25 protein-coding genes, 2 tRNA genes and 1 pseudogene are annotated in these 26,956 nt (G+C 64.4%); 9 read left to right on the top strand and 19 right to left on the bottom strand.

Annotated elements, in window-relative coordinates; all coding sequences use genetic code 11:
• The first annotated feature begins 6 nt into the window (after window positions 1-6).
• The 5 genes and pseudogenes from EO156_RS10815 to EO156_RS10795 all read left to right on the top strand — a co-directional run bounded on the left by EO156_RS10815 (window position 7) and on the right by EO156_RS10795 (window position 2,691).
• Window positions 7-678, top strand: a complete 672-nt coding sequence (locus EO156_RS10815; protein WP_016849893.1) for a YoaK family protein — start codon at window positions 7-9, stop codon at window positions 676-678.
• Window positions 679-715: 37 nt separating this feature from the next.
• Entirely contained in the window at window positions 716-1,525 is an 810-nt protein-coding gene (gene thiD, locus EO156_RS10810) for a bifunctional hydroxymethylpyrimidine kinase/phosphomethylpyrimidine kinase (protein WP_003481896.1), read from the top strand.
• A pseudogene (locus EO156_RS10805) lies at window positions 1,522-2,403 on the top strand (alpha/beta fold hydrolase). Before thiD ends, EO156_RS10805 begins: the two are co-directional and overlap by 4 nt.
• Before the next feature lie 40 nt (window positions 2,404-2,443).
• Window positions 2,444-2,520, top strand: a tRNA-Arg gene (locus EO156_RS10800).
• 94 nt (window positions 2,521-2,614) lie between these two features.
• Window positions 2,615-2,691, top strand: a tRNA-Arg gene (locus EO156_RS10795).
• A 168-nt stretch (window positions 2,692-2,859) separates the two neighbouring features.
• On the opposite strand, the gene EO156_RS10790 is transcribed toward EO156_RS10795, so the two are convergent.
• Window positions 2,860-3,852, bottom strand: coding sequence for a DedA family protein/thiosulfate sulfurtransferase GlpE (locus EO156_RS10790; RefSeq protein ID WP_016849894.1), 993 nt, complete (start codon window positions 3,850-3,852; stop codon window positions 2,860-2,862).
• A 44-nt stretch (window positions 3,853-3,896) separates the two neighbouring features.
• A complete protein-coding gene (locus tag EO156_RS10785) occupies window positions 3,897-4,841 on the bottom strand; it encodes a LysR substrate-binding domain-containing protein (protein ID WP_003481891.1) in 945 nt (314 codons plus the stop codon).
• A 134-nt stretch (window positions 4,842-4,975) separates the two neighbouring features.
• Here EO156_RS10785 and EO156_RS10780 point away from each other — a divergent pair, with 134 nt between their 5' ends.
• A complete protein-coding gene (locus tag EO156_RS10780; RefSeq protein WP_016849895.1) occupies window positions 4,976-5,677 on the top strand; it encodes a pirin family protein in 702 nt (233 codons plus the stop codon).
• 414 nt (window positions 5,678-6,091) lie between these two features.
• On the opposite strand, the gene EO156_RS10775 is transcribed toward EO156_RS10780, so the two are convergent.
• Window positions 6,092-8,050: a PAS domain-containing protein gene (locus EO156_RS10775; protein WP_016849896.1), complete on the bottom strand. Its 1,959-nt coding sequence runs from the start codon at window positions 8,048-8,050 to the stop codon at window positions 6,092-6,094.
• A 1,267-nt stretch (window positions 8,051-9,317) separates the two neighbouring features.
• On the opposite strand from EO156_RS10775, the gene EO156_RS10765 reads away from it, so the two are divergent.
• A complete protein-coding gene (locus tag EO156_RS10765; protein ID WP_029828861.1) occupies window positions 9,318-10,496 on the top strand; it encodes a site-specific integrase in 1,179 nt (392 codons plus the stop codon).
• Between the two features lie 315 nt (window positions 10,497-10,811).
• On the opposite strand, the gene EO156_RS10755 is transcribed toward EO156_RS10765, so the two are convergent.
• The gene (locus EO156_RS10755) at window positions 10,812-11,747 is read right to left on the bottom strand and encodes an SOS response-associated peptidase family protein (protein ID WP_033482656.1); all 936 of its coding nucleotides are present in this window, start codon (window positions 11,745-11,747) and stop codon (window positions 10,812-10,814) included.
• A 9-nt stretch (window positions 11,748-11,756) separates the two neighbouring features.
• Entirely contained in the window at window positions 11,757-11,981 is a 225-nt protein-coding gene (locus EO156_RS10750) for a hypothetical protein (protein WP_026007189.1), read from the bottom strand.
• A gap of 60 nt (window positions 11,982-12,041) precedes the next feature.
• Between EO156_RS10750 and EO156_RS10745 the strand changes: the two genes are divergently transcribed.
• Window positions 12,042-12,245, top strand: coding sequence for a hypothetical protein (locus tag EO156_RS10745; RefSeq protein WP_026007188.1), 204 nt, complete (start codon window positions 12,042-12,044; stop codon window positions 12,243-12,245).
• Between the two features lie 259 nt (window positions 12,246-12,504).
• Complete coding sequence (locus EO156_RS10740) at window positions 12,505-12,951, top strand: hypothetical protein (protein WP_016850931.1); 447 nt, start codon at window positions 12,505-12,507, stop codon at window positions 12,949-12,951.
• Between the two features lie 16 nt (window positions 12,952-12,967).
• Here the strand turns inward: EO156_RS10740 and EO156_RS10735 are convergent, their stop codons facing one another.
• The 14 genes from EO156_RS10735 to EO156_RS10670 all read right to left on the bottom strand — a co-directional run bounded on the left by EO156_RS10735 (window position 12,968) and on the right by EO156_RS10670 (window position 26,917).
• Window positions 12,968-13,618, bottom strand: a complete 651-nt coding sequence (locus EO156_RS10735; RefSeq protein ID WP_016850930.1) for a hypothetical protein — start codon at window positions 13,616-13,618, stop codon at window positions 12,968-12,970.
• A gap of 1 nt (window position 13,619) precedes the next feature.
• Entirely contained in the window at window positions 13,620-14,297 is a 678-nt protein-coding gene (locus EO156_RS10730) for a hypothetical protein (RefSeq protein WP_016850929.1), read from the bottom strand.
• Window position 14,298: 1 nt separating this feature from the next.
• Window positions 14,299-14,610, bottom strand: coding sequence for a hypothetical protein (locus EO156_RS10725; RefSeq protein ID WP_016850928.1), 312 nt, complete (start codon window positions 14,608-14,610; stop codon window positions 14,299-14,301).
• Window positions 14,607-18,998, bottom strand: coding sequence for a host specificity factor TipJ family phage tail protein (locus tag EO156_RS10720; protein WP_241239506.1), 4,392 nt, complete (start codon window positions 18,996-18,998; stop codon window positions 14,607-14,609). The genes EO156_RS10725 and EO156_RS10720 overlap by 4 nt, the downstream gene beginning before the upstream one ends.
• The gene (locus EO156_RS10715; protein ID WP_029828853.1) at window positions 18,998-19,390 is read right to left on the bottom strand and encodes a hypothetical protein; all 393 of its coding nucleotides are present in this window, start codon (window positions 19,388-19,390) and stop codon (window positions 18,998-19,000) included. Before EO156_RS10715 ends, EO156_RS10720 begins: the two co-directional genes overlap by 1 nt.
• On the bottom strand, window positions 19,390-19,857 hold the full coding sequence (locus EO156_RS10710; protein WP_029828851.1) for a DUF1833 family protein: 468 nt from the start codon (window positions 19,855-19,857) through the stop codon (window positions 19,390-19,392). Before EO156_RS10710 ends, EO156_RS10715 begins: the two co-directional genes overlap by 1 nt.
• Window positions 19,854-20,210, bottom strand: coding sequence for a hypothetical protein (locus EO156_RS10705; RefSeq protein WP_029828849.1), 357 nt, complete (start codon window positions 20,208-20,210; stop codon window positions 19,854-19,856). The genes EO156_RS10710 and EO156_RS10705 overlap by 4 nt, the downstream gene beginning before the upstream one ends.
• Window positions 20,210-22,927, bottom strand: a complete 2,718-nt coding sequence (locus tag EO156_RS10700; protein WP_029828847.1) for a phage tail tape measure protein — start codon at window positions 22,925-22,927, stop codon at window positions 20,210-20,212. The genes EO156_RS10705 and EO156_RS10700 overlap by 1 nt, the downstream gene beginning before the upstream one ends.
• A gap of 161 nt (window positions 22,928-23,088) precedes the next feature.
• A complete protein-coding gene (locus EO156_RS10695) occupies window positions 23,089-23,568 on the bottom strand; it encodes a hypothetical protein (RefSeq protein ID WP_029828845.1) in 480 nt (159 codons plus the stop codon).
• Window positions 23,565-24,308: a hypothetical protein gene (locus tag EO156_RS10690; RefSeq protein WP_029828844.1), complete on the bottom strand. Its 744-nt coding sequence runs from the start codon at window positions 24,306-24,308 to the stop codon at window positions 23,565-23,567. The genes EO156_RS10695 and EO156_RS10690 overlap by 4 nt, the downstream gene beginning before the upstream one ends.
• Before the next feature lie 39 nt (window positions 24,309-24,347).
• On the bottom strand, window positions 24,348-24,779 hold the full coding sequence (locus EO156_RS10685) for a hypothetical protein (protein ID WP_029828843.1): 432 nt from the start codon (window positions 24,777-24,779) through the stop codon (window positions 24,348-24,350).
• On the bottom strand, window positions 24,772-25,092 hold the full coding sequence (locus EO156_RS10680) for a hypothetical protein (protein ID WP_029828840.1): 321 nt from the start codon (window positions 25,090-25,092) through the stop codon (window positions 24,772-24,774). The genes EO156_RS10685 and EO156_RS10680 overlap by 8 nt, the downstream gene beginning before the upstream one ends.
• The gene (locus EO156_RS10675) at window positions 25,089-25,865 is read right to left on the bottom strand and encodes a hypothetical protein (protein ID WP_029828838.1); all 777 of its coding nucleotides are present in this window, start codon (window positions 25,863-25,865) and stop codon (window positions 25,089-25,091) included. Before EO156_RS10675 ends, EO156_RS10680 begins: the two co-directional genes overlap by 4 nt.
• 47 nt (window positions 25,866-25,912) lie before the next feature.
• Window positions 25,913-26,917: a major capsid protein gene (locus EO156_RS10670; protein ID WP_050595538.1), complete on the bottom strand. Its 1,005-nt coding sequence runs from the start codon at window positions 26,915-26,917 to the stop codon at window positions 25,913-25,915.
• Window positions 26,918-26,956 lie beyond the last annotated feature (39 nt).

Genomic DNA, 26,956 nt, shown 5'->3' with positions numbered 1-26,956 from the left:
CCCGAGATGGGAATCCTGCTGCCGCGCTGGGTCTGGATTGGCGCGGTGGCATTGTCGGCCGTGGCCGGCATGGTCAATGTGGTGGGCTACCTGGGCTCCGAGCACCAGGTGGTCAGCCACCTCACCGGCACGACCAGTCTGCTTGGCGTTGCCCTGGCGCAAAACACCGCACCGGACATCGGCTTTCTCTGCGGCGTCCTCATCGCCTTCTGCGCAGGCGCCATGCTCAGCGGACTGATCATCGAAGACGATGTCTTGCGGCTTGGACAGCGCTACGGCGCCGCGCTGATGATCGAGGCGCTGCTGTTGCTGGGCGCGACTGCGCTGTTCAAGTTGCATCATGTCGGCGGCGTCCTGTGCGCCGCTGGCGCCTGCGGCCTGCAGAATGCGATGGCGACCAGCCTCAGCGGCGCCGCGGTCCGCACCACGCATCTGAGCGGCATGTTCACCGACCTGGGCATCGGCCTGGGACACCTGCTGCGCGGGCGCCCGCTGCAGGTGCGCCGCCTCACGCTGAGCGCGCTGATCATCAGCGGCTTTCTGGGCGGCAGCATCCTCGGTACCTTGCTGTTCCAGCGCTGGCAGTACGACGCGCTCTACCTGCCCGCCAGCCTCACCGGATCGACCGGCGCTGGCTATGTCGCCTATCTGCAATGGCGTCGCTGGCGCACAGGATGATGCGCACATCCTCCAGCCAGCAGTGCAGAATCGCCACATGACTACGCCCAGTACGCTGTCTGCATTGAGCATCGCCGGCTCCGACTCCGGCGGGGGCGCCGGCATCCAGGCCGACCTCAAGACCTTCGCCGCGCACCGCGTGCACGGGTTGTCGGCGATTACCGCATTGACCGCGCAACACACCCGCGCCGTCACCGCCGTGCATCTTCCACCACTGCCCTTTCTGCAGGCGCAGGTGGATGCATGCTTCGCCGATTTCGAGATCCAGGCGGTCAAACTCGGCATGCTGGCCAATGCCGACATCATTCATTGCGTGGCCGACCTGCTTGAGCGGTATCGCCCGCCGTTCGTGGTGCTCGACCCGGTGATGGTGTCCACCAGCGGCGCGCGCCTGCTCGAAGATGCGGCATTGGATGCGCTGCGCACGCGCTTGCTGCCGCTGGCCACCCTGGTGACCCCCAATACGCCCGAAGCCGAGCTACTGACAGGCCGCCGCATCGACAGCGCCGACGCCGCCGAACATGCCACCGCCGCCTTGCTCGACCTGGGGGCCAACGCGGTGTTGCTCAAGGGCGGACATCTGCACGAGGGCGCACGCGTGCTCGACCGCTTCGATGACGGCGTGACCCAGGACGTGTTCATGCATCCGCGCCTGCAGGTCGATGCGCACGGCACCGGCTGCAGCCTGTCGGCAGCCATCGCCGCGCAGCTGTGCCAGGGCCTGTCGCTGCTCAATGCCTGCGAAGCGGCGATCGATTACGTTGCCCGCGCCATTCGCATCGGCCAACGCCCCGGCCAGAGCGATGTGCTGGTGCTCGACCACTTCGGCGCCGCGCCCGGCGCATGAGCGTGCAGACCGATACCCTGCTCGCCAGCGCTGCAGATGGGCACCGCTGGCAAATCATCCGTTGCGCGCCGCCGCACCCGACCACAACGCTGCTGTGGCTGCCGGCATTGGGCGTGGCAGCGCGGCATTACCAACCGTTCGCACAAGCGCTCGCGTCCACCGGGGTTGCGGTGTATGTGCACGAATGGCGCGGCAATGGCAGCAGCACGCTGCGCCCGTCGCGTGAGCACGATTGAGGCTATCGCACGCTGCTTGCAGACGATCTCCCCGCCAGCCACGCCCTACTCGATATCCACGACCCGCAGCTGCCGCGCATGATCGGTGGACACAGCCTTGGCGGTCAGCTCGCGTGCTGCTACGCCGCGCTGCATCCGGTGCAATTCTCCCAGCTCTGGCTGGTGGCCAGCGGCTCGCCGTACTGGCGCAATTTTCCCGTCCCCATGCGTTACGGCCTGCCCTTGGCGTTTCGGTTGTTGCCATGGCTGGCGCGCAGGCAGGGCGTACTGAACGGGCGCAAGCTCGGTTTTGGCGGCACCGAAGCACGCAGTCTGATTGCCGATTGGGCACAGGTCGGCCGCAGCAATCGCTATCGCGCGGCAGGCGCGCCATGGGATCTGGAACAGGCGCTGGGCCAACTGCGCGTGCCGATTCGCGCAGTGACCCTTGCGCGCGACACGTGGGGCCCAGCAGATGCGCTGCGCGCATTACTCGACAAGATGCCGCAAACACACCCACACCATGTGCGATTGGACGATGTGCAACTCGGCGCACGCAGCGATCATTTCGCCTGGATGAAAACGCCTGCGGCCGTGGTCGCTGCGCTGCGTCGCGCGCCTGACCACGACCGCAACGACGCTGGAATTTCACAAAGGGATTGACGGACCCGTCGCTCATCCGCATAATTCCGCTCCTGACGAGGCGCCCGTAGCTCAGTTGGATAGAGTACCTGGCTACGAACCAGGCGGTCGGGAGTTCGAATCTCTCCGGGCGCACCATCCTCAGAACAAGAAGAAGACAGCACTCACGCGCTGTTTTTAAGTTAAAAGATCCGATCGCCCCGCGTCAGATCTGCAAGTCAAAACAAGATATGCGCCCGTAGCTCAGTTGGATAGAGTACCTGGCTACGAACCAGGCGGTCGGGAGTTCGAATCTCTCCGGGCGCACCAATCTCGAAGAAAACGACCAGCTTGCTGGTCTTTTTTTTACCCGTCGTTTCTGCCGAAGCAAACGCTGGTGCGCAGTGCGTTGCATTGCAGTGCGCCGTTCCGTCGGGCGATGCCGATCTCTCAGCAGAACGCGCGCCGCCGTCACCGCACGCACCGCCTCACGCGCAATCAGGCCGTGGCAGCAGCAGCGTTCGCGTCGGCAACCACCGCCACTGGCACCAGCGATGTCACCGGGTGCCCGGCATCGCGCCATGCGTCCAGACCACCCAGCAGTGGCCGCACATCGCGGTACCCGCGCTCGCGCATCCGCGCAGCCAGCCATGCTGCAGACACCTCGTCCGGACACGCACAGTAGATCACCACGCTGCGATCGCGCGGCACGCTGGCAAGGATCTGCGCCAGCTGACGCTCGTCGGCGAACACGGCGCCAGGAATGGCGTATGGCTGCAACTGGCGATAGCCCGGGGCACGGATATCCAGCACGGTCGGCCGCAGGCTTTCTTCGCCGGCCAGCAACGGCACCAACTCGTCTACCGCGATGCGCGCATGCTCCAGCGATCGCAACAGGCTCTGCCGTCGCCACCAGCGCCAACCGACATAGCCGGCCAGCAACGCGGCCAAGACCACGATTGCGCCCGCGCCGAGTTCGGACAGCAAGGCAAGCACGTCCTGCACCTGAGGCGCGAACGCAGCACCCACACTCAAGCCGACCAATGCCCACAACGATGCACCGACGGCGTCGTATCGCAGGAACGCCGCAGGACGTACCCGCATTGCCCCGGCCATCGGCACCGAGACCATCGACAGGCCCGGCACGAACTTGGCGACCGCCAGCACGCGCACGCCCCAGCGCGAAAAAAAGCGCTCGGTCTGTTTCATGCAGCTGTCGCGCGACAACGACAGCCGACACAGCGACTGCAAGGTGCGGTTACCGAAGCGGCGACCGGCCAGATACCAGACCAGATCGCCCAAGAGACTTGCCGCGACAGAGACCGCCAACGCTGCAAGCCCGGCCAGCCAGGCATCGCTGCCACCTTGCAACGCATAGCTGGCGCCGACCAGCACCAGGGTCGGCAACGCTGGCACCGGCAGCCCGAGCGACAACGCCAGCACGTTGGCGAACACCAGCGCCAATCCGTACTGTTCGATCAAGCCTTGCATGCGACGACCCTGCGCGATGGCGGGCGACCATTATCCGTCTTCCCTCACAGCGGCGACTGCCCGGCAGCGACGGAACGATACGTTGCGGCCAAGGCGTGCAACCAGCGCTCGAACAGGCCCTCGCTGCGCAAGGCGCGTCGCCACCAGCTCAATGCCTCCCCCTCCTCGCCCGGCCGCCATGCCAGATAAAAGGTTTCGTCGGGCTTGCGGGTTTCCACCTGCACCTCGCGTAGCCGGCCTTCCTGCAGCGCCCCGCGCGCATACGGCTCGGGCAGAAAGCCGTAGCCGACGCCGGCCAATTGCAGCAGCAGCTTGGTGCGCATGTCGGGCACGGTGAGCACATCGCGTCCGGAGAGCAGCCCGACCGTGCGCGGCAGCAGGCGCCGCGCCGAGTCCGCCACTGCGATCGCACGGTGTTCGGCCAACTCGGCCGCGCCCAGCAGGCCGGCATTCGCCAGCGGAGAGGTGGATGCCACGGCAAACACGAACCGCAACGTGCCGATCGGCTCGGCCACATAGCCGCCACCGCTGGGCCCCTCGCCCGCCGCCACGATCAGGTCCACGCGCCTGTCCAGCAGCGCCTCCCAACTGCCCGACAACGACTCGCTCAGCACACGCAGCCGCGTACTGTCGGCCACGGTGTAGAAGTCCAGGATCTGCGACTGCAGCAAGGCCGCAGGCAGCACCGCATCCAGCCCGATCGCAAACTCCGACTCCCAGCCGGAAGCCACGCGCCGCACCCGCACCTCCAGCTCTTGCGCGGCACGCAGCAAGTGGCGTCCCTCGCGCAACAGCTCGCGGCCAGCCTGGGTAGGCGTGGCCTTCGGCCCCACCCGCTCGAACAGCTGCACGCCCAGATCCTCTTCGAGTTTGGACACCGTGTAGGAAATCGTCGAAGGCACCTTGAACAGCACCTTGGCCGCGGCAGCGAACGAGCCACGCCGGTCGATGGCATCCAGGATCTGCAACGCTTCCAGGCTGATTTTCATTGTTCGAAATTTTCGATGGTAATGGCCAAATCTACTCGCTTTTTGTGGCGAAGATAGAGGCGGAGACTACGCATCAAGCCGCTGGACCCCGATTCCTTCCAGCGCCAATTTCGAACCTTTCAAGGAGAAGCAGCATGTTGAATGTCCGCAAGAGCGAAACCCGTGGCCGCGCCGAACATGGCTGGCTGTCCTCACGCCACACCTTCTCCTTTACCAGCTATCACGACCCGCGCCACATGGGCGTTGGCCCGCTGCGGGTGATCAACGAGGACAAGGTGCAGCCAGGCGAAGGCTTCGGCACCCACGCACACCGCGACATGGAGATCATTTCCTACGTGCTGGGCGGCGCGCTGGAGCACAAGGACAGCATGGGCACCGGCTCGGTCCTGCATTACGGCGACGTGCAGCGCATGAGCGCCGGCAGCGGCGTGACTCACAGCGAGTTCAATCACTCGGCCAGCGAGCCCGTGCACTTCCTGCAGATCTGGGTAATGCCCGAGCGTGCCGGCATCGAGCCGAGCTACGAAGAAAAGCACTTCGATGCCGACAGCAAGCGCAATCAACTGCGCCTGATCGCCTCGCCAGGCGGCGACAACGGCTCCCTGCGCCTGCACCAGGACGCACGCCTGTATGCCTCGATCATGGATGGCCAGGCGCGTCTGCAGCAGCCGCTGGCCGAAGGCCGCATCGGCTACGTGCAGGTGGCGCGTGGCAGCCTGAGCGTCAATGGGCAGGCGCTGTCGGCTGGCGACGCGGTGCAGATCGTCGGCGAGCCGGAAATCGTGCTGGCCGATGCACGCGATGCCGAAGTACTGGTGTTCGACCTGCCCAAGTAAGCGTCCAGGGCGGGCTGGATGGCGTACCTGCCAAGATTGGCGTGCGATGCGCTGGCCAGTGCCGAAGCAAACAAAGCCCGCGTACGCGGGCTTTGTCTTGTGCGCAGTCTCGTGGAGCTGGCCAGCCGTGACGTGGCAGCTCATGGCAGGCGACTTGCATCCTGCAGCTTGGCAGCCAATAGCCGCGAGACGCAAAATGCCACTCGCGCTGCGAGTTGCGCGCTCTGCGATGTGTGAGTTGCCAATTGCAGCTCGCTCCATCATCGCGACGGTCTGTATGTCATCGCAGCGGCGCTGATGGCAGCGAACGCCCCAGCACCGCAGGTTCGGCCACTTGCGCCGAGATCCACTACAAGGAAGTGCAGGATCTAAGGGAACATCACGACGTCGGGTGCGGGACGCAGTGAACCATCATCACGCCACCTTCGCTGTCGCGCGCCGCGCAGCCTGCGCATCGACCTGCACTGGCGCACGATCCGCCCCGCCATCCGCATCGCCGTTGACCAAGGCGAACAGCGCATCCGCATCGTCTTCCAGCACGCGCGCCGAACGCGCCAAGTCGCCCACCATCTGCGCCTGGTCGCGCGCCTGCACGCCGATCGACTGCAACGCGGTATTGGCGCTGGAAATGTCCAGCGCCTGATCATGGCTGGCGGCGGCGATCTGCTCCACGGTCGCAGTGACCCGCAGGACCGAAGACACCATCTCCTGCATCACTACACCGGCCTGCTCGGCCAGGCGCGAGCCATCGCCGACCTGATCGGTCGCGTGGTCGATCAAGGACCGGATCTCCCTGGCCGACACGCTGCAGCGCTGCGCAAGGCTACGCACTTCGGTCGCCACCACCGCAAAACCGCGCCCCTGCTCGCCCGCACGCGCCGCCTCGACCGCAGCGTTCAGGGCCAGAATGTTGGTCTGAAACGCGATGCCGTCGATCACCTCGATGATCTGACCGATGCGGTCGGTCGCCGAGCGAATGCCGGCGGTGGTCTTGACCACATCGGCAATGACGTCGGCACCGCGCCGCGCCACCGTGGCCGAGTCTTCGGCCATGCGCCGCGCCGAACCGGCATTCTCGGAATTGGCCCGCACCGTTGCGGCCAGCTGATCGATCGTGCTCGAGGTCTGCGCCACCGCGGCAGACTGCGTAGACACGCGACTGACCAGCTCCTGGTTGCTCACTGAAATATGATGCGCCTCGCGCTGCACGTTCTGCGCAATGCTCATGGTCTGCAGCATCAAATCGCGCATCCGCTCGGCCGAACGCACCTGATCGGTGACGTCGGTTGCGTATTTGACCACCTTGTACGGCCGCCCGGAGACATCCAGGATCGGGTTGTAGGAAGCCTGGATCCACACCGCACTGCCATCCTTGCGCAATCGGCGATAACGTTCCGCATCGAACTGGCCGCTCGCCAGCTTCGCCCAGAACTGCCGGTACTCCTCGGACGCGCGGTAGGCCGCATCCACGAACACGCTGTGGTGTTGGCCGATCGCCTCGGCAGCCGGATACCCCATGATGGTCAGGAAGTTTTCGTTCGCACCGAGCACGTTCCCTTGCAGGTCGAACTCGACCACGCCCATGACCTTGTCGATCGCCCGGATGCGCCCATCCGCATCGGCCGAATCGATCACCTGGCGGGTCACGTCGGTGGCGTACTTGACCACCTTGTACGGGCGCCCATGCTCGTCGAGCACCGGGTTGTAGGACGCCTGGATCCATACCTCCCTGCCGTCCTTGCCGATGCGCCGATAGCGGCCTGCATCGAAGGCACCGCGCCCGAGCGAATCCCAGAACGCGCGGTACTCCGCCGACTGGCGCGTGCCGGCATCGACGAACATACGGTGATGCTTGCCGACAATCTCCTCGAGCCGGTAGCCCATCACTTGCAGGAAATTCTGGTTGGCCGCGAGCACCGTGCCGTCCAGCGAGAACTCGATGACCGCCATCACCTTGTCGATGGCGTCGATGCGCCCCTCGAAATCGGCTGTCTGGCGTACCTGCGCAGTGATGTCGGTGGCGTACTTCACCACGCGATACGCCTTGCCGGATCGATCCAGCAACGGGTTGTAGGAGGCATTGATCCACACCTCGTGCCCGCGTTTATCCAGCCGGCAAAAGCGCCCGGCATTGAAGTCTCCGCGCCGCAGCCCCTCCCAGAAGTGCCGATAGCTTTCGCTGTCGCGATCTGCGGCCGTCACGAACATGCGGTGGTGCTGGCCGATCACCTCGTCCAGTCGATACCCCATCAGGGCCAGGAAGTTCGGGTTCGCATCCAGAATGCGGCCGTCCAGGTCGAACTCGATGACCGCCATCACCCGGTCCACCGCTGCGACCTTGTGGCGCAGCCCGCGACCCCAGAAGGAGAACACGCGTCCAAGCAGGTTCGATAGGCGCATCACGTCAACATCCGAGATATGGTCTACGTCCTTAGCGACCCAGGTGCCGGTTACTTGACCCCCCACCACATGCCGCATCGACAGGGCGGTTCAGATGTGTAGGACAGAGGCGACGCGTGCTCGCGAAGCGGCAATGACGCCCGTCCTGAGTGCCATTCATGGCAGCCCGGGCAGGCGAGCGAATGGGGTGTAAGACCTCGATCGCTGCGCCGCCAACCTCGAACGCCGAACATCGATAGGCCTTTCGCTCTGGGCCTTCGACCCTGGTTTTGGTTTTGGTCTTGATCCTTACTCCTTGATGGTCCACAGGAGTGGATTGGTGCACCGGTCTATTTGCAGCAGCAACAGATCCAAACGCTGCAATCTCGCGCGCAGAAGCAGTGTCTTCGTATGCCACCCGCCTGCATGCGCAAGATGGCAAAAACCGGAGTGCTCAAGACACCATCGATACGAGGCTTTATCGCTCACGTCGATGCACCCCGCTCCATGCCTCATACGGCACGCTGGCGCACACGGCAATGGAGTGCTGCCTCGCCCTGTGTCTCGCGCAATGCCTACAAGCGCATGCCCACAACCATGCGGATGGAATGACATGTCGCAGAGCTGCGCCGAAATCTGGCGGACTGGCACCAAGCAAACAGGGCGCGACCTCTTCGTAATGCGACAACGCAGCTCGCGATCGCGCTGCAGGCGCCTGACGCGTCGCTATCGACCGTCGAGCGATGCGAGCAAGACAAGGGCCTTCGCTAGCCAGCACATCTCATGCTTCAGATGTGAGCTGGTGAGAGACGCAAAGGCTAGTTGCAAGCCTCCGGCTAGCAGCCGAGCTCAGAGCCGACCTTCTTGAAGTACTGTGGGTACTGACGACACGCGCACAGCGCGACCCTTTCGCCGTACTCACTGCTGGCCTGAGTGCGCTCGGACGCGCCTGCAGAGTTGAACTAGCGTCAGCGAGCACCCACGGATCCCAGAATCCGACGACGCTCAGCGTTGCAGCGCCCAGACGAACGCTTTCAACCAATATGGCCTTATCGACGAACGCGTAGCACAAATAAAAACGCCCGCAAATCAGTGATTTGCGGGCGTTTAGAACACTGGCGGAGCGAGAGGCCGATATTGCCCTCTCACGCAGTCTCAGCAGGACTCAAGATGCTTGCGTCGCAAGCCATGCGACGCTCTATTCAGATCATGCTGGATCACGCAATCGCACGTAGAAACATGGGGCAAAGCATGGGGCAGCATGGCTAGGCCCACCAATCGATTGAGCGCCAGGGCGGCCCAAACCATCACAGCGCAAGGCTACCACGCTGACGGCGGCGGTCTATATCTGCTCGTGGGACCAACCGGAGCCAAGTCCTGGGTCTTCAGATTCCAACTGCGCGGCCGCCGGCGGGAGATGGGACTGGGCTCGACCACGCTGGTCAGCCTGCAGGAGGCTCGGCGCGCTGTCGTCGAGCACCGGCGCACGCTGCTGGAAGGCCGTGACCCCATTACCGCGCGTGTGCAGGCCAGGTCGGTCGGCCTGACGTTTGGCGCGTGCGCCGATGCGCTCATCGAAAGCCAGAAGGCCGGCTGGAAGAACGATGCCCAGGCGGAGCAATGGACGCAGTCGCTGCGAGACCACGGGCCGGCGCGGGACATGCCCGTGGCAGATATCGACACGGCTCACGTGATGGCGTGCCTGAGGCAGATTTGGACCACCAAGACAGAGACCGCGTCGCGCCTGCGCGCGCGCATCGAGCGCGTGCTCGACTGGGCGAAGGTCCATGGCCACCGCCAGGGCGACAACCCGGCGCGCTGGCGTGGCCATCTGGACAATCTTCTGCCCAGGCCGAGCAAGGTGCGCAAGCCCCAGCACCACGCCGCGATGCCGTACGGCGATGCGCCCGCCTTCATGGCCAGGCTACGTGAGCGCGACGCCCGTAGCCGACGGGCACTCCAGTTCACCATCCTCACCGCGGCGCGGACTGAGGAGGTGACCGGTTCCAGCTGGGATGAGTTCGACCTCGCTGCCGGTATCTGGTCTATCCCGGCGGAGCGCATGAAGGGCGGCCGTGATCACTTCGTGCCACTGTCGACGGCCGCACTGACCATCCTGCGTGGCCTGGATCGCAAGCTACCTCCGTTCGCGATGTCCGAGAACACCATGCTGTATTTGGTCCAGAAGCCGGCACCCAAGGGCTTTGGCCTACCCTTCACGGTGCATGGGTTCCGGTCGTGCTTCCGCGATTGGGCCGCCGAGACGCAGGACACGCCGGGCGAGGTAGTGGAGATGGCTCTGGCGCATGCGATCCGCAACAAGGCAGAGGCCGCTTATCGGCGCGGTGCGCTGATCGAGAAGAGGCGGCTACTGATGCAGGCCTGGGCCGACTACCTTGACGACTTACGGGCGAACTCGGCCGCCAACTCGAAAGCCTGAGCGATCGGCAACGTTACATGCGGTGGTATCAAAGGGCTTTCCACCTTATTCAGCGCCACATCGGCGTCGCCCGTACCGTTACGCCTGACGCTCGCGAGGACATCTGCGCCTCCTGGACCGACACGCAATATTTGCCATTCGCCCCGGTTGATGTTCTCGCCGACGACGGGGTTGTGCCAGTTCATAGCGGCAGGCAGACCCGGCAACGCCAGGCCTTCGGGAGCAATGACGCCGGGCTCTTTGGAGCGCTGGAGCGCAGCACGGTGGGCGGATCGTGAAGGCATGTTGGCTAGCTCGCGTAGGGAAGTTGGTTGATCACGCGGCGAGCCGGTGCTCATAGAACGGGTGGCGCTTATCGTCGAAGATCGCCTGCAGCGCCTGGAGGTCCGCCGGATCTGGGTTCAGCCAAGCGTCGATGTGCTCGGGCTTGATGTTGATGATCGTCCGGTCGTGTCCGACAGCCGCAACCTCCGGCTCCGGCTCGTCGGTGATCGCGGCGAAGCTCAGCAGGTCCGGCTGCTCGCCGGCCGGGTCCGTCCAGCGCGACCACAGGCAAGCCACCAGCATGGGCTCGCGGTCGCTGGGCTGGAACTGCACCACGCGGTTCTTGCCGTCTGGCCCTTCCACGTTCTCGTAGAACCTGCCGACGACCAGCAGGCCGTGCGTGTATCCGAATTGCTCGCGCCAGAAGCCCTGCAGGTTGTCCCGGCGGGCGTTATAGGTGCCGGGGTACTTCGTATCGTAGATCGGCGGCTTGCCGGCGGGTCGGCACTGATAGCGCATCGGTTTGATGACGCGCTGCCCGCTCTCGGAGATCATCACTGGCGCGTAGTAGCCGGGGAAGATGCGGTAATCCCGCGCCTTGGGCTCAGTCCGCTGCAGGTCCGCGATGCGCCCCTTGATCTGCTCGATCTTGGTGGTGGCGATGCGCTGGTCGGTGGCTGCCTTCTTGGTCGGCTTGCCGCTGGCCAGCACCCGCTCGGCATCGGCCAATCGCCGGGCCTGCTTGAACAGCTCCTGCTCCAGGCTCTGCATGTCCTCAGCGTCCCAGGCAGCCAGCTCAGCGGCAATGTCGGCCAGGCCACCGTCTCCGCCGGCGCGAAAGGCATCGTCCATCGCCTTCGGGGTCTTGGGCCGCTTCACGTCGTTCTCGCGTAACCACAGCTTCGCGAATTCCTTCAGCGACATGGTGGCGCCGTAGTGCCGCACGAGCTTGCGGTAATCGGCCTGGATCTCGGCGGAGTAGCACATCGCGGTCCCTCAGCAGTCGCGGTCGCGATCTTCGAGGCCATGCCAGGCCAGGATCTCGTCGAGCCGCCGGGACACGAATTTGGCATCGTCGCCCGTGATGGCGCCGTCCTCGATGACGTCGGCCATGCCGGCAAAGGCCTGCCAGAAGTGACAAAGGTCGGGGCTGCTCTTCAGCAGCGGCTGCACCGCGGCATCGAGGTTTTCCAGATGGGTTCGGAGTTCGGCTCTATCCATGCGACCAGTATCGGCCGGGCCGTCTCAGCGCTTGAGACGCGGCGCCGTAGACTGCTTTTCATGGACACCAGCCAGCCCAGCCTCTTCGAACAACTGCAGCAGCGGCTTGCCTGTGCTTCAGAGCCACTGGAAGTGCTCAACCAGTTCGAAGCGGAACTGCTGTATGCATTCCCAGCGGAGGCGCCAACCATCGTTGAGCTGGTGGCGTCATGGGGCTACCGCCTAGGCGTGCTGACGCGTGAAGACCTCGACGGTTTCGTATAAGAGCCGGGCCGACGCTGCTCAGGCGCCACGCGGGTGAGCGGCCTGTGGCCCCGCGTCCGGCATGTGTAGATTGCCACCGGCATGGGGTTGCACATATCGGGCGGGACCGCAAAGTGGGGTCGGATTTTTCCTCACTGGGGTTGTGCGCCGCCAGTGCAAGTGAACGTTTTTTCCTGAGCAGGCGCAAAGCATCTTGGTAGCGCGCCGAGACGATCTCGCGCCGCCGGCATTGCCCGGTGTAGCCGATCAGGAGAACGTAATGCATCCAGTTTTTGCCACCGCCACTCTGGTGCTGCTTGGCGCCACCCTTTCAGCCTTCGCCGCCGATCGATCGCCGATGAAATCCGGCCATGCAACGGAACTGCACCGCGAAACGTCCGCTGCCGGTGAGAGCCTTGACGCCTTCGTGGTTCGGATCGCGCCGCGCGCCCGCGCAGCGTCGGTGAGCACCCGCTCCGTCGTGTGTGGCGAAATCATGGGCTCCGGCCCATACACCCTGGCGCTCAAGACCGATGGGCGCCAGGATTGGTGCGAGGTGCCGAAGACCGCGGCACCCTATCTGCTCGTCAACGGCATCGCGAAGGACGCGCGCGAAGATCACATCCCGGCCATCTACTACCGCCGGCCGGGCTATCTGATCACGCCCTGGAGCATTAAGTTTCAGGACCGCAGCAGCGTCCGCAAGATCGCCGAGGGCGGCCGCTAACCTGCTGGCACAACCGTCACGCCGCCTGCGGTTCGGCGGTCGCCAAGCTGGCAGCGATGGCGCTGTCAGTTGCCGCCTTTATCAGCGCCTGGAGCTTCCAGCCTGCGAGCTCCTGCGTCGCCTCAGCCCCCGGGTAGCGGATGGCGTATGTCGGCGTGATCAGGTCGGCGATCGGCGCTGCCAGCACGCCAAGGGCGGTGCCCCGGTCCTCGACTTGGAACGTGACAGTGCCGGTGTCGTTGATCGGGTTCCAGATGATCGTGATCTGCTGCGCCAGCGGGTCTGCATCCGGGTCAAGTGTCGCCACGTTCGCATCGTAGGCCGCGCGCGTGGCCGCCTTGATGCCCAGCAGCAGATGCACGCCAAGTTCAGTGACTGTCTCGCCCGGCATTTCCACAGACTGACCGGTTGCCGGGTCAACTCCCTGCGTTGCCGGAGCGGTGATGTCGTAGCTGCGGCCGATCAGGTCGCTGATCTGCACGGTGAGCACGCGCAGGAATGACCGCTCCAGCGTCTGCGTCCAGCCGTCGGGGTGCGGCTTGGTGGTCATCTGCTCGAGGTGGAACTCAACCGGCCCATCGTTGGTGGCCGGGTTCCATCGGATCTCGATGCGAGGGGACACGATTTTCGTCTGCGTGCCGAAGGTTGGGTTTTCGCTGATGAGCATGTCAGTAGCCTGTAACGTCGAGGATGGGAGCGCGCACCCAGGCCTGGCCGTAGTTGCCAGGGGGTGGCTGAGGATTTCGGTCGGTACCGGTGCGCAGATCCTGGGCGGTGTCGATGGCGGAGATTGATGCGACATTGCCGTTGATGTTGACCACACCCTTACGCCAGAGCACCTGCACCTGCCACTGCGGCCCGCCCCCTATCAAGCCACCGATTGCGAGCATGATGTTGCCAGTGGAGCCGGCGAGCGCGGCGTAGGTCCGGCCGGCGGGCAGCGTGATAGATCCGCCCTGGTTGGCATTGCCCTGCAGCAGTCCTCGCACCTTCATGTACTTGAGGGTTGCGTCGAACACGACCTGATTGTTTGTAGGATTGCGGACCCAGAAGTACTTCATGCGCCCGAAGTTGGGTTCATCGAACACGTACGCGGTGAAGCTGCCACCCGTCGTCCAGCCCGTAAAGGTGAAGCTGTTGCCGCTCTGAGTACGCTGGGCGAGCACAGCATTACTCTCGCCCAGAAACGCCAGCGCCGGGTTGGTCCCGGCCACGGTCAGGCTCCACGTCTTCAGCACGCCGCTGCCACTGGGCGTGATGGTCTGCTTGGATGCGAGAGCTAGATTCTTCCAGTCCTCCGAGATCACCACCCGATTGGGACCGGCATTGATGCGAACGAATGCCACGTCAAAACCTCCCGTAGAACAACGTGCCGCCGGCCCGGGCAGTCAAGGTGGCAGACGGCGCGCTCCAGGTGATCGTGTTGCCGTCGTCAGTGATGTACGGCAGCAGCGCATTGCCTGCCCCGCTATCGGCGACAAACCAGTAATACAGCTGGTTGGCGCTGCCGGTGATGGGCACCGCAACTGAGCCGTTAGCCCCGCTGGCGATCCCGATCGCACCCATGTGCTGCGTGAGCAAATCCGAATCAGACTGATCGGTAACCTGCAGCAGCACGACATTGGTTGCCTCATCTGTGACCCGTAAGAACGTCGTCATACGCCCGCTCCGATGGCCACCACCTGCACGCCGTTGGGCGCGTAGCAGTAGATCTTGCCGTTGACGATCTCGCTCCGGCCCTGCCCAGCGTCCACCCCGATGAACCGCACCTTGTCGAAAGCAAAATCGATCGTTGCAGTTGTCCCGTTGTTGACCGAGCGAACGCCGGCCACACGACCGTTCACGTCTAGCGCCAGCGTCGCAGCAGCCTCGTAGCTGGCGACGCCATTTTCGGCCCGCGTGACACGGGTGGTCAGCGACTGAGTGGCCGAAGCCTGACCAACGACGGTTGCGTCTGCGCTGTAGGGCGTTGCGGGGAGTGCGCCGTATTCGATCTTGACCCGACGAAAGCCAAGTGCGGTGCACCCACTGATGCTTTCCCAGATGAGACGCACCTGGGCCTGCGTGCATCCCGTCGGCGGAGTCCGCGTAAAGGCACGCTCCTGACGCCGTGCATCGCCATCCATGAAGTTGTGCGTCGCCCTGATGATTGGGCTACGCGTCGAACTGCTGATGTAGGTGCCATCCGCGCGGAACCATTCAATGTCCATGCTGACTTGCCCGGCCTGGGCGAACAGCACGCTGTCCCAGGAGACGGTCAGGGTCTCGCCCGCGTTGATTGGAAAGCGGCTTGAGGCAACTGCCTGCCCACCAATGCCAATGCTCCACGGCGAAGTGTGGGTCATGATGCGTCCCCATGCTCCATCGGAGACGATAAAGCCGCTCGCAGAGCCATTGGTCCAAATGCCGCTCTCAAACCCGCCATTCGGCAGGATGTTCGGCCGACCACCGAGCTTTGACGTTACCGAGGTGATGGCTGTGCTCTGCGCATTGATCTCGTTGCCCTGCTGGCTCACCTGAGATTGCAAGGCCTGTAGCGCGCTGGTGTCTGCCTTACCAGACAGCGTGGATTGCACGGTGCTGATCAGCTGCGACAGGGACGAGATATTGTTCTCGGCCTGCGTCAGGCGCGTGTTCATCGCTTGCACCGCCGACGCATCTGCCTTGCCCGCGAGGCTGGACCGCACCCCGCTCACATCCTGCGCGAGGATCTGCAGCTCTTGATCCACCTGCTGCACGTCGGTGGTGACCTGCTGCATTGCCACGCCGATGGCGCCTACCGCTTCGGCCAAGCTCGCGTACTGCCCGATGAACGACCAATACGCTGTGTCGGTGATCGCCGTGCCCACCGGCACGTCCTGCTTGGCCACATAAAGGCTGCCGGCGTGCTTGACGATCGAGCCGGCCGGCCACGCTTGGTCCATCCACTCCGGCGCCTCGACAAGCGCCTGCAGGTTTGCCAAGTCCTGCGCCTGTTGAATGAGCTTGTCAGCGAGCTCTTGATCCCGCGCCGCCGCTTCGAGAAAACCCTGCCGGATCTCTTCGGTGGTCTGATCGATCGCCTGCTGCATCTCCTCCTGCAGCTCCGCCAGATTCTTGCCGAGGTTCTTGGTGATGTACTTCGCCGCCACCGACAACGTGCCGTTGGTGTTGCGCGCGCGGATCGCGAAGACCCACGTGCCTGAGGCCGGGATGGGCGAGTCGAACGCACCGGTGTGGTATCCGCTATCGCCCACGGGCGTCATGGCATCCCACGACGGCATCGGCGCACCCTGCTCCGATGCCTGGGTGTAGCGGATCTCCGCGCCGGCCAAGTTGGCCGACTGGATGGTGTCGGTCCAGAAGCCCCAGGTGTAGCGCCGGATGCCGCCGCCGACCTCCTCCACGTCGAACAGGTCGTAGTTCACCGGCGGTGCGTCGGCGCCGATCGTCGTGTAGATCAGCGAAGCGCCCACGCCCAGCTGCCCCTCCGGGCCGAACGGACGCACGTTGATGGTGTAGGTGCCGGCGCGCGGGATGCGCCACCGTGCGCTGCGGGTGCGCGTCTGCGCTACTTCCACCAACTCGCCATTGCCGTCCGACGCCGAGGCGTACACCACCGCGTGATCGAACGGGCCGGTGATGTCGAAGGTGGCCGCCAGATCCGTCGCGGTGACATCGCCGGTAGTGACCTGGTCTTCGCTGATCGCAAGGTTGCTGACGATCGGGCGTGTGGCCAGCGAGGAACCGCTCTCCGGCGGGATGTACTGGCCGGTCTTGACGTAGGTCCAGAACTCCGGTGACTCCGGCACCACACTGATGCTCGCGCCCTTCAGATCGCTTTCCGGCTCGATTGCCACCACGCGCACGCGCAGGCCGGGCGTGGCCTTGAAGTCGTAGATCCACACCGTGTCGTGAGCTGGGTTGTCCTGCCACCCGCCCTGCACCATTGAGTCCGCATAGCGCTCGCCCGGCAGCGGCGCGTCATCCGGCCATTCCTCGACCAGCTGGATGGTGTCGGTCGCCTCCGTGAAGTTGCGCACACGGAACGTGCGATAGACCGCCTCACCCGGGATGCGCAGGCCGATAAAGGCGCTGCGCGCATCTGGCGGCGGCACAGGCTCGTCCAGTGTCAGCGTGACCGTGCCCAGCAGCGGACTGCGCTCGGCCGCGACGATGCGCCCGCCGAAGCCCCACTGCGTGAGGTCGTGCGAGATCGACAGCATCGACATGCGACGGTAGGACAGGTACTGCAGATCTTGCGCAAAGCCGATGTCCTTGTACTGAAACAGGCTCTGGGCGAGGTGGTAGCGCGCCATCTCGGCCGCATGCGCCTCGCGGCCGATGCCCTCACCGGTGAGACGCGCCGGGTTGAGCATGGTTTCCACGCCCGGCGCCGGCACGCGTAGGGTCTCGACCTTCTTGGTGGTGCTGTCGAAATAGCTGTATTCGATGCCGTCGGCTGCGCTGGCCAGCGTGTAGTCCACGCTGAAGCTGCCCTTCTTCATCTCGGCCATGTTGACCACGCCCGAGAGCGGCTGCTCGTCGGCGGCCCACACCACCGACAGCCGGCCACCTGCCCAGGTGGTCTGCCCCATGCCAGCAAGGGCAATCGCCTGCAGTACCTCGTCGTGGCTGCGCTCTTCGGTCAGCCAATAGTCGTAGGTGTAGCCGTTCGCTTCGCAGTGCGCCATGAAGCCCTGCAGCGACGCGATGTCGATCTCTTCGTCGCTCTTGCCCATGCCGCCGATGAGGCGGCCATCCTTGTCGAAGTAGCCGCGGACATATTTGAGGATGTGGCCGCCCGGGTTACTGGTTTCCTCGGTCACCCAGTTGCCATTGCGCCACACCGGGACCGGCGCGGCGATGTGCTCGGCGCGCAACTCGTCGGGCTGGCCGTTGAGCTGGCCGGTGGCCTTCATCAGGATGCCGGTGCGCGCCAGGCCGGCATAGGTGGCGGTGTCCGCCTGCACGCTGCCCATCGTCGACCACTGGAAGTCATTGCGCTGGGTGTTATCGCCGCTGTAGTTGCCCAGGCCGAGGATGCGCACGCGCACGTCGTATTGGCCCTTGGCCACATCTGCCGACACCGTTGCGCGCTTGCTGACGTCCAGCTTGTCGCCGGTGAACATCTGCGTGGCCAGAGCGGTCCAGATCCCTGTGCCGGCTGGCGCGTATTGCACCTGCACGGTCTCCGACACGTTGTATTTCTTGCCGGATGTGCCCACACCGCCGAGCACGTACTCCAGGTTGATCTGGATGCGCACGGTGTCGGCGCTGGTGGTCCGGGTCACGAAGTCAGCCGTGTCCGGCAGCTCACCACCGTCAACGGTGTCCACGTTGCTGTAGAGCGGGATAGTCTGCTCCGGCATCTCGTTGTAGCCGGAATGGAAGACGCTCACGCCCTCATAGCTGGAGAGCGGTGTGTCGCCGTTGCGGTACGCCTCCACGCGGCCTACGCCAATACCAGGCGTGAGCACCATGGCGAGGTACTGATCATCGCCCTCGTAAAAGGTGTAAGGCTTACTCGCAATGTCTGCCGCGATGGTCGTGCGACCAAACAGCAAGCCCAGGGGCTCATAGGGGCGCATGCGGTTGCGCGGCGCCCCCAGGCTGTAGACGGTGCCCGCTGCGCTCTGGGCGGCTGGGCTTTCAACCTTTGGCCCGAGGGTCTTGTTGATCAGGACCGAGCCAGCCACAAAGGCTGCCGTGTATGCGACCACCGCGCCCGTGGTACCCAGCCCTGCGGCCCACGTTGCGCCTGCGCCGCCGGTGAAGTAGATCAGCGCCGCCATCGCCACGATGTACAGCGCGTTCCTGCCGACCGCGCCACGCACCTCGATGACTTGGCCATCCTTCGGAAAGACGTAGGCCCACAGATGCCGAGGCACGACCCGGCCACCGATGGACACCGTCCACTCACCCTCGTCCAAGTCGATTACGTGCCGGTGCAGGAAGTCGCACAGGCGCTCACCCGGATGCAGGTCCATCGCAATGTGGCGCTGCCCTTCGAGCGTGACCGGGTGCGGCGTCAGCACCAGCTGCCCATCGCTAGCGAGCGTGGTCATCAGACCCATGTGTAGTACTCCTCGATCCGTGCGCCGTAATCCGGCAACTCGCGGACGCGGTGTAGCCAGCTGCTGCCTAGCGCGCTGGTTGTGTGCAGTACCCAACCCTCGTGGGCCAGGTAGAAGAAGACCCCGACGTGCCCGGGCCGTCTCTGGCCCTTGTCGAACATCAGCACCAGATCGCCGTCCACCGGCGTCTCGGTTGGCACGGCGTACGCCTGGGACAGCTCACCCAGGGCCACCTGCCCGGCAGCACCGCGCGGGCGCCGTGCTGGCATCTGCACCTGGCGACCGAACAGCTCCCCCTGCACCTGCACCACCAGGTCGGCGCAGTCGTAGGTGTCGGCGTCGTATGGAATGTTGAGGAACCGCTCAACCTCACTCGCCCGCATCAGAAGATCCCCGGCAGCGTGTGCGGGTTGGCGCGCAGCTTCACTGCCTGCTGCCGCATGAAGAAATCCACGCCGATCTGTGCGGTGATCAGCGGGCCGGCGGCGCGTACCTGCGTCACCGGCAGATAGAACCGCCGCGCGATCACGTCTGGCTGCGCGCGGTCCGTAATCAGGACCCGGCACATCACCGTTTCGTTGGGCTGCACATGCTCCAGGTCATCGGTGATGCCGCGGCCAACGTTGTCCACTTCCAGCTGTGCGCGCGGCGTCTGTCCAGCCGAATCGGTAGGAGGCGTGAAGCGGAACGGATACCCGAGATACGTATTGCCATTGCTCACCCAGTCTTGCGTGTCGTTGGCGATGCGCAACACCGCGCCGAACGATGGCGCCGTCATCTCCAGCAGCTCCAGCGGGCCGGTGGTGGCATCGTCTGTCACGCGCTGGCGGCGCTCAAGGAAGGTGCTCATCGCAAGAACTCCACGACCACATCGCGCTGCCATGGCCGATCGGCCCCATCAGCTGGGCGCAGTTCGCCGATGCCGCCGCCCTCGAAGCGCGCCTGTACGATTAGGCCCGTCAGCGGGTGCCGGAAGTCGAACCAACCGATGCGCCGGATGTCGTCGAAGTACCAGCGCTCGAAAGACACCGCGTCAACCGGCGTGGCGAAGTCCAACGTCATGGCGAGCTTCGTCAGCACACGCGTGTTGAGAACGCGTTGCTTGGGCACACCGCGCTCCATCTCGGTACGCATCACCGCCGGATCGAAAGAACTGCGCACCGTGTCGTACAGCACACCTGCGTACAGAGGGAAAGCGGCCATCAGCGGCGCGTCCTGGTGTCGAAGCGGCTTTCAATCGCGCCAGCCATCCGACCACCGCTAGCGATATCTGCCGCGCCGATATCCACGATGAGTTTGCGCAATTCGCTGCCATCGGGCGCGCGGCTGCGTTCTTCGCGTTGCTGCACCTGTTGGCCGGAGTAGTTGTTGATCTCGACACTCGTCTTGTCGCCCCCACGCGTAGCTGGCAGAGCTGCCGTGCTGCCAACTAGGCCGCCGGCGGCATAACCGCGCCCGCTGCGGATTGCACTGATCATCGAAAGGAACGCGGCCGGGCCCCCGATTGATGCGATATCCCGTTGGCTCAGCACCCCTTCGCCTTTGTGCACAATGCCGGCGGGCTCGAACTTCCCGCCCCGCCCGGTGTAGCCGCCTGTATCCCAGCCGCGGACAAACTGGTTCACGTTGTTCCCAAAGGTCCCCGTTGATCCAGATAACGCACCGGCCGAACCTCCACTCCCGAGAAATCCGCCAAGTAATGCGCTGATCCCTTGCCGAACCGAGATACGCGTGAAGTCAGCGATGATCGAATCCGCCATGTCGGAAAAACTGAGCTTCCCGGTCTTGGTAGCTTTGACCACCATGTCCTCAAATGAGGTGAGTGCCGAGGTGGTCGCGCTCTCCACCATGCCGGCGGCGTTGCTAGCCTCATCTCGGTAGTTCGCCCAGGCAGCCGATGCGCCCCTACCCCAGTCGGCCTGTGCTTCGGACATACGAACGTAACCATCGCGGATTACCTGCACGCGGCGCTCAGTTGCATCGCGCACGGCCTGCTCTTCGGCAGCTGCCGTGGCCTCGTCGATGCGGCCGGCGTTCTTCTGCAGGGCCAGCTCATTCAGACGCTGCGCCTGTTCCTTGTAGACGCCGTTGAGGCGCTGCTGGATCTCGAACTCGCGATCGCTCGAACCAACCCGGGCGACCATTGCATCCATGTCCTCCTGCAGCGCATCGGTGCTGGCGTTGAGTGCCGCCTTGTAGGAGGCGAGCGCGTCCTCGCGCTGCTTCTTCAGCTTGCTCTCTTCGGTGGACAACACCTGCAGGGCCGCGGCGCCCTCGGTGCGTACCTTGGCCAGCTGCGCCTCCAATTCGCCAACCTGCTTGCTGACGTCGATCGACTGCTTGCCGCCGACGTTGCGGCTGTTGAGGTAGTCGATCTGCTTCTGCAGCGACTGCGCTTCTGCGGCAGTGCCCCGCTCGGCTAGCTCACGCATGCGCTGGTAGTAGGTTTCGGCCGTAACCTCGCGCGCCTGGTACTGCGCCTGCAGCACCTTGGTGCTGGTGGTGACCTGAGCCTGCTCGGCGGTGAAAGCATCCTTGATAACCTGCAGGCCTGCGGAGCGGCCGGCGGTGGCCAGACTTGCGGCGCCCCTGGCGCCCCTGGCTCCCTTTGCTGCCTCTGCGGTGCGCAGCACCTGCTCCCGCTGGGCAAGCAGCTTCGCGTCGGTCACGCCCTCTTTGGCGGCGTCCTGCCGCATCTGCTTGATGCGGCCCTCAAGGTCGAGGGTTGTCCCCAGAAGCCGATTGGTTTCCGCCTGGAACTTGCTGCGTGCTTCCTCCGCCTTGATCTCAGGCTCGGAGTAAATGCCGGCCATGATCACCTTGACCGGCTTCTTGTTCGCCTCCTTCTGCAGGTCAGCGATCTGTCCCTGGAACTGCGCGACCATCTTCGCGCGATCATCGGCACTCAGACCCTGATAAACGCCGCGACCGCTGTTGACCCCCTCGATGTTCGACAGCAGCTGCTTGATCTTGCTGGTGGCAGTCTCTTGCCGGCCAACGCCCAGCATGGTGTCCCAAGCTTCCGCGGCGGCCCCTTTCACTGCACGCCACGCTCGCTCCATGTAGCCTAGATTCTCCTGCACATCGCCCGCCCTATCCTTGAGCGTGTCGGAGTAGATTTTGAAGGCCGATGCGACAGCCTGGACCTGATTTCCCTGCTCGATCAGCGTCTTGATGTTGTCCAGCTGCGTCTGGTCGAGGAAGTGCATCGTCTCGTTGAGCTCGAGCAAAGCGGCCACTGGATCCGCCTTGATCTTGGCGAACTCAGCGACGGTCTCCTCCACCGCCTTGCCAGTGCCCGCGCGCATCGTTTCCGCTGCGATGGCGACCGTCTCCAGCTGCTCGGCGGTGAACTTGCCGGTGGCTGCAACTTGCGTCAGCGCAGCGGCGGCGCTGGAAGTGGTCACGCCCGCCATGCCGTCCATCTGCGCCGCCACTTCGGCAAGTCGCTCAGCCGTCTGACCCGACTGATTGCCGGTCAGAATCAACGCTTGCTGATAGGCGGTCTGCTCGTCGCTGCCCTGCTTCCACGCAAGGCCCAGCGCCGCCGCAGCGGCAGCCGTGATGGTCAGCGGGTTGACCATTCCAACGAGCGCGGAGGAAACGCCAGAAAGCGCAGGTCCGATACCGCCGAAGCTGTCCTTGATCTGCCCACCTTGCTGCACAAGCACGGTGAAGAACGGCATGCCGCCCTGCAAGCTAGTAAAAATGTCAGTGAACTGTGCGGGCAGCTGTCGCATGGCCGCTGCAGTCTGACCTGCGGAGATGCCCAGTTGAGAAATGGGGTTATTTGCGGGCAGCGGCTGATTAGCCTGCTTCTGCACAGCGGCAAGCTGGCCGCGCAGCAACGCAAGGCCTTGCTTGATGTCGTTCACGTCCGCGCTGATACGGACACGCAGGTTTGCGGATTGGTCGGCCATTTAGGGTGTCAGGTCTTTGAGGTACTTCGAGAAAGCGGCGGGCTCTAGACCCATCGCCATACGCACGGCATGCGCCGTGGATGCTTCGCGCTGCCGCAGCTGCTGTTGGTCATCGCGTACAGCAGCTGCCGCAAATGCCCTGGCTTGGGCCAGGGTGTACGTCAGGACATCTGGTCGCTGGTGTCCACGGGCGACGAGAAAGTGGATGAGGTCGGCCCATCCGGTTCCGCCTGCGTCGCCACCACTGCGGGAATGGCCTTTCCGGCCATCTGCATCAGGCTCGGCAGGCGCTGGCCGAAAAAATCTTCATTGAGCTCCACCACCGCTTCGACCAGGGCAGCGGCATCTGCCAGCGACGCGCCGGCGATCCACGCTTCTTGCTTGCCTGCCACGATGGCGCCGCCCTTTGCGAATGCATCAGCGTTCTGCTCGAGCACATCCATCATCAGCGCGGCCACCTCAATGGTGGCGCCTGCGCCGGCCAGGCTTGCAGCGACGATGACCCGGCCGATGATCGGCCGGGTTGCTTTGATGAAAGGGCCGATCTGCGCCAGCGTCAGCGGCGTCACTTCCAACTTCTCACCACGAAAGGCGATCACGCGGCTGGGCGGCGTGATCACGTCGATGTCGTCGCCGCTCATTCCTGGATGTCCACGGTGAAGTACTGCGACAGCCCTGCAGCCTTGCTGGTGTCGGCCAGCAGAGCGCCGGTCACTTCGCCGGAGCCGTACTCTTCGCCGATCAAGCCCAGCTGCGCCATCACGCCGCCACTCACCTTGTGCGCATGCACGCGCACTTCCTTGCCGCTGCGCGCCTCGTTGAGGCCCAGGAACAGCACCTCGTACTGCTTCTGGCTGGTGGTCAATGCCTCCACGCGTTTGGCCGCGCCATGCGAGTAGGCAATGGTCAGGTTGGCGGCGCCGTTCACGGGTGCCGGGATATCGCTATCGGCCGGAATGAAGAGTCCACCGTCGCGAAGTTCGTAATCGGCGCCTGCGTCGTAGGTGGTCGTGCCGGCAGGGTTCTTCACCGAGGTGATCGCGGTCGCACGGCGTGCCAGGGGAATGAAGCCGCCCGGATATGCCATCACCGGCTCGGCAACGACGTTGCCAGCAGCAACAGTGGTCACCGTGCCACGCAGCGCCCGGGCGAAGTTCGCAGGTGCGAAGTCGTGGAAGGTGTAGGCCATCTGCACCTCGGTCACACGGTCGACACGGTTGCGCGTGCCGCCGCCCGGCTTGGTGCTGTCCGCCAAGGTGATGGTATTGGTCTGCGGGCTGAAGTTCAGCGCGCTGACGTTACCAACTTCCTCGAAGGGAGCGGCCGCGCCAAACTCGCGAATGAGAACCTTGCCGCTGCCCAGGTAGCTGTAATCGTCCATCGTGTATTGCCTCTGTGGTGATGCCGCTTGGGCGGCGGGTTACTTGGGAATGTGGGATTGGTAGGACACGACGGCACCCACCCAGCCGGCACCGGCATCGGGCTTCACGGGTTCCATCGATAGGTACTGCGGGAATTCGATGCCAACCGGGTATCGCCCCTGCTGATCAGCCATCGCCTCTTCTACGTCTGAGATAGCGGCGTCCAGCGCGGCCTGTGCGGCGTCCAGCGCGGCTGGCACCTTGACCACCACCACCACCGTTGTCAGCCGGTGCGTGCGCACCAGCGCGGCCTGGCTCGCTCGCTGCTGCTTGGTCACAAGCGCCGTCAAAACGGCGGCCGCGTCAGCATCCACCTGGCCCGGCTCGAGGGTGAAGGCAAGCCCGATGTCGGTTGAGAAGCCGTTTGCCTTGGTGATGCGTTGCACGCACGTGCCCATGGCGGCGCGCAGCTGCTGCCGAGGGCTATCCATTGGTGACCACCCACTGGCTGATTGACTCGTCCTGCCGGATCCGCTGGTCGAGCACGAACACGTCACCGTCCAGGGTCAGGCGTGCAAATCGAACAGGCTCCACCTCTGACCGCTGGAAAGTGACGAGCGTTTGTGGCGCGCTCACCGGCGCTTCGTCGTCGCCGAAGTTGGCGACATCGCGATCGATGGTGACCGTGCACGGCAGTTGGGCGCCGCCAGGGGCTGTGTAGACAGCCCTGTCCGCGAGGCCGGCGCCGTTGAGTACGGCAAACGCTGTGGCATCGAAGCGGCGCAGAAAATCGCGCTGACTCATCGTTGCACCTTGGTGATTGCGGTCTGGATGGCTTTCTCCAGCTCGCGGTTGAAATAGAACGGCATCAGCTTGTCCCAGGTGCGCTGGGCGAGCCCGAAGATGTCGTAGCGCGGCCTGTAGGTCGCCTGTTTGGTGAAAATGAAGATGCTTCGGACGGCGCTGCCGAATCCGGTATTGATCCGCTCGTAGATGCCAGGTTTGAGGCGGCCTCGTTGCTTCGTAATGGCGAAGTACTGGCCTCCACGCTTTTTCCGCGATTGCCGGCGCCGCACACTGACGCTGCTCTCCCGGTTTTCGTTCTGGTAGCGGTCGCGTTGCGCCTGCAGCTGCGACAGGATCGCCGTCACCTGGCTGCCGCGCACGTTGCCGTATTGGTCTGGAGTGGCGCCGCGGCCGATCACTGCGAACTGTCCCGCCGGCATGAGCCCCTTGGCCTGCAGCAGTACTTCGATACCCTTCTTTCGACGGCTACCGCCTTCCACCTCGGCCAGCAAGTACTTCGCCGGCGGCGTGCCCTTGAAGGCCTCGTCGCGCAGGAAAATCTCGGCAAAGAGACGCTGCTTCGTCGCCTTGCGGTACATCGCCGCATTGATGGTCAGCGGCGCGGGGTTATCGAAGACACGGGGCGCGGTGCGTTTCCACGTCTCACGAATTTCGAATGCAGTGGCATTGCATGCCTGGACGATTGCGAAGGGCAATTGATCACGCTCGAGCGCGGTGAACTGCCGGCCGAGCATGTTGTCGGCGTCGACATCGATCTTGATCTGGCTCATGCGTCCCTCAGCGCAGCCCGGCGCGCATCACGCGCCGGGCTACTTGATCAGGCGTTGCCGCTGGCCTTCAGGCGGATCACCGCGCGCGGGCGGGTGTTGAGGTTGATCGGGTTGGACTGGCTCTCCATGTCCACACCCTTGTTCATCCGCAACGGCTCGAGCTTGGTGTAGTACGGCAGGCCGATGCCCTTGACCGTCTCCATGTAGTCCGCCGGCGCGAACCGGGTGATGAACATGTCGGGCACACCGAGCGGGAACGCCAGCGCTTCGCCGGCCGGAATGAACGGCTGATTGCCCAGGCCGCCGATCATCTCCTCGTAAACCACCCCACCCAGTTCGAAGCCGGCACGGGGATCGTTACGCAACGCGGCACCATCCTGCCAACGCGCATAGGCGTCGCGCACGTCCTTGTGCTCGATCAGCGCATCGAAGAACTCCGGGCTGCACAGGACACGTACGCCGCTGTAGGGAACGCCGCCCAGTTCGAGCTCGATGGCGCGCTTGACCGCCAGCGACTTGCTGCGCACCTTGGTGGCATCGGTCCCCAAGCCGAACGGGATGGTGACCTGCTCGACGCCGAACTCGTCGTACATGTCCCAGATCACTGAACCGTCGGCATCCAGCACCTGGCCGCGGATGGCACCGATGCGGTGGTACTCGATGGTGTAGTCGACGTCGCGGCGGTGAATGACCTGCAGTGCATTGATGACCGCGGCAACACTCTCGCCCGCGGGATCATCGTCACGCACCACATTCAGCAGCTCGTCGGCCATGACCGTCGAGCGCTGCGGAAGATGCGCGGTCTCGAAGATCCGGACGTTGCCACGGGTGAGCGCCTTGGGCTGCGCCGGGGCGCCGCGCGGAACATTCGGCACCAGCACCAGCTTCGCGCCGTTGATGCCGACCTTGACGATGTTGGTGCCGACCAGGCCCGCTTCGGTGAACAGCCCGAGCTGCGCGATGCGCGTGGGCGTCGCCGGCAGATTGTTGACATAGGCGTTTAGAGCGCCAGGGCTCAGCACACCAAGTGCCAGGAGGGTTTGCAGATCCATGATTGGTTTCCTTGAGGCAAAATAGAAAGCCCCGCTTTC

Source organism: Xanthomonas sp. DAR33341 (genome assembly GCF_003992815.1).
GTDB lineage: Bacteria > Pseudomonadota > Gammaproteobacteria > Xanthomonadales > Xanthomonadaceae > Xanthomonas > Xanthomonas cissicola.
The sequence above is the reverse complement of the archived record's forward strand: the minus strand, read 5'-3'. Positions and strand labels throughout refer to the sequence as shown.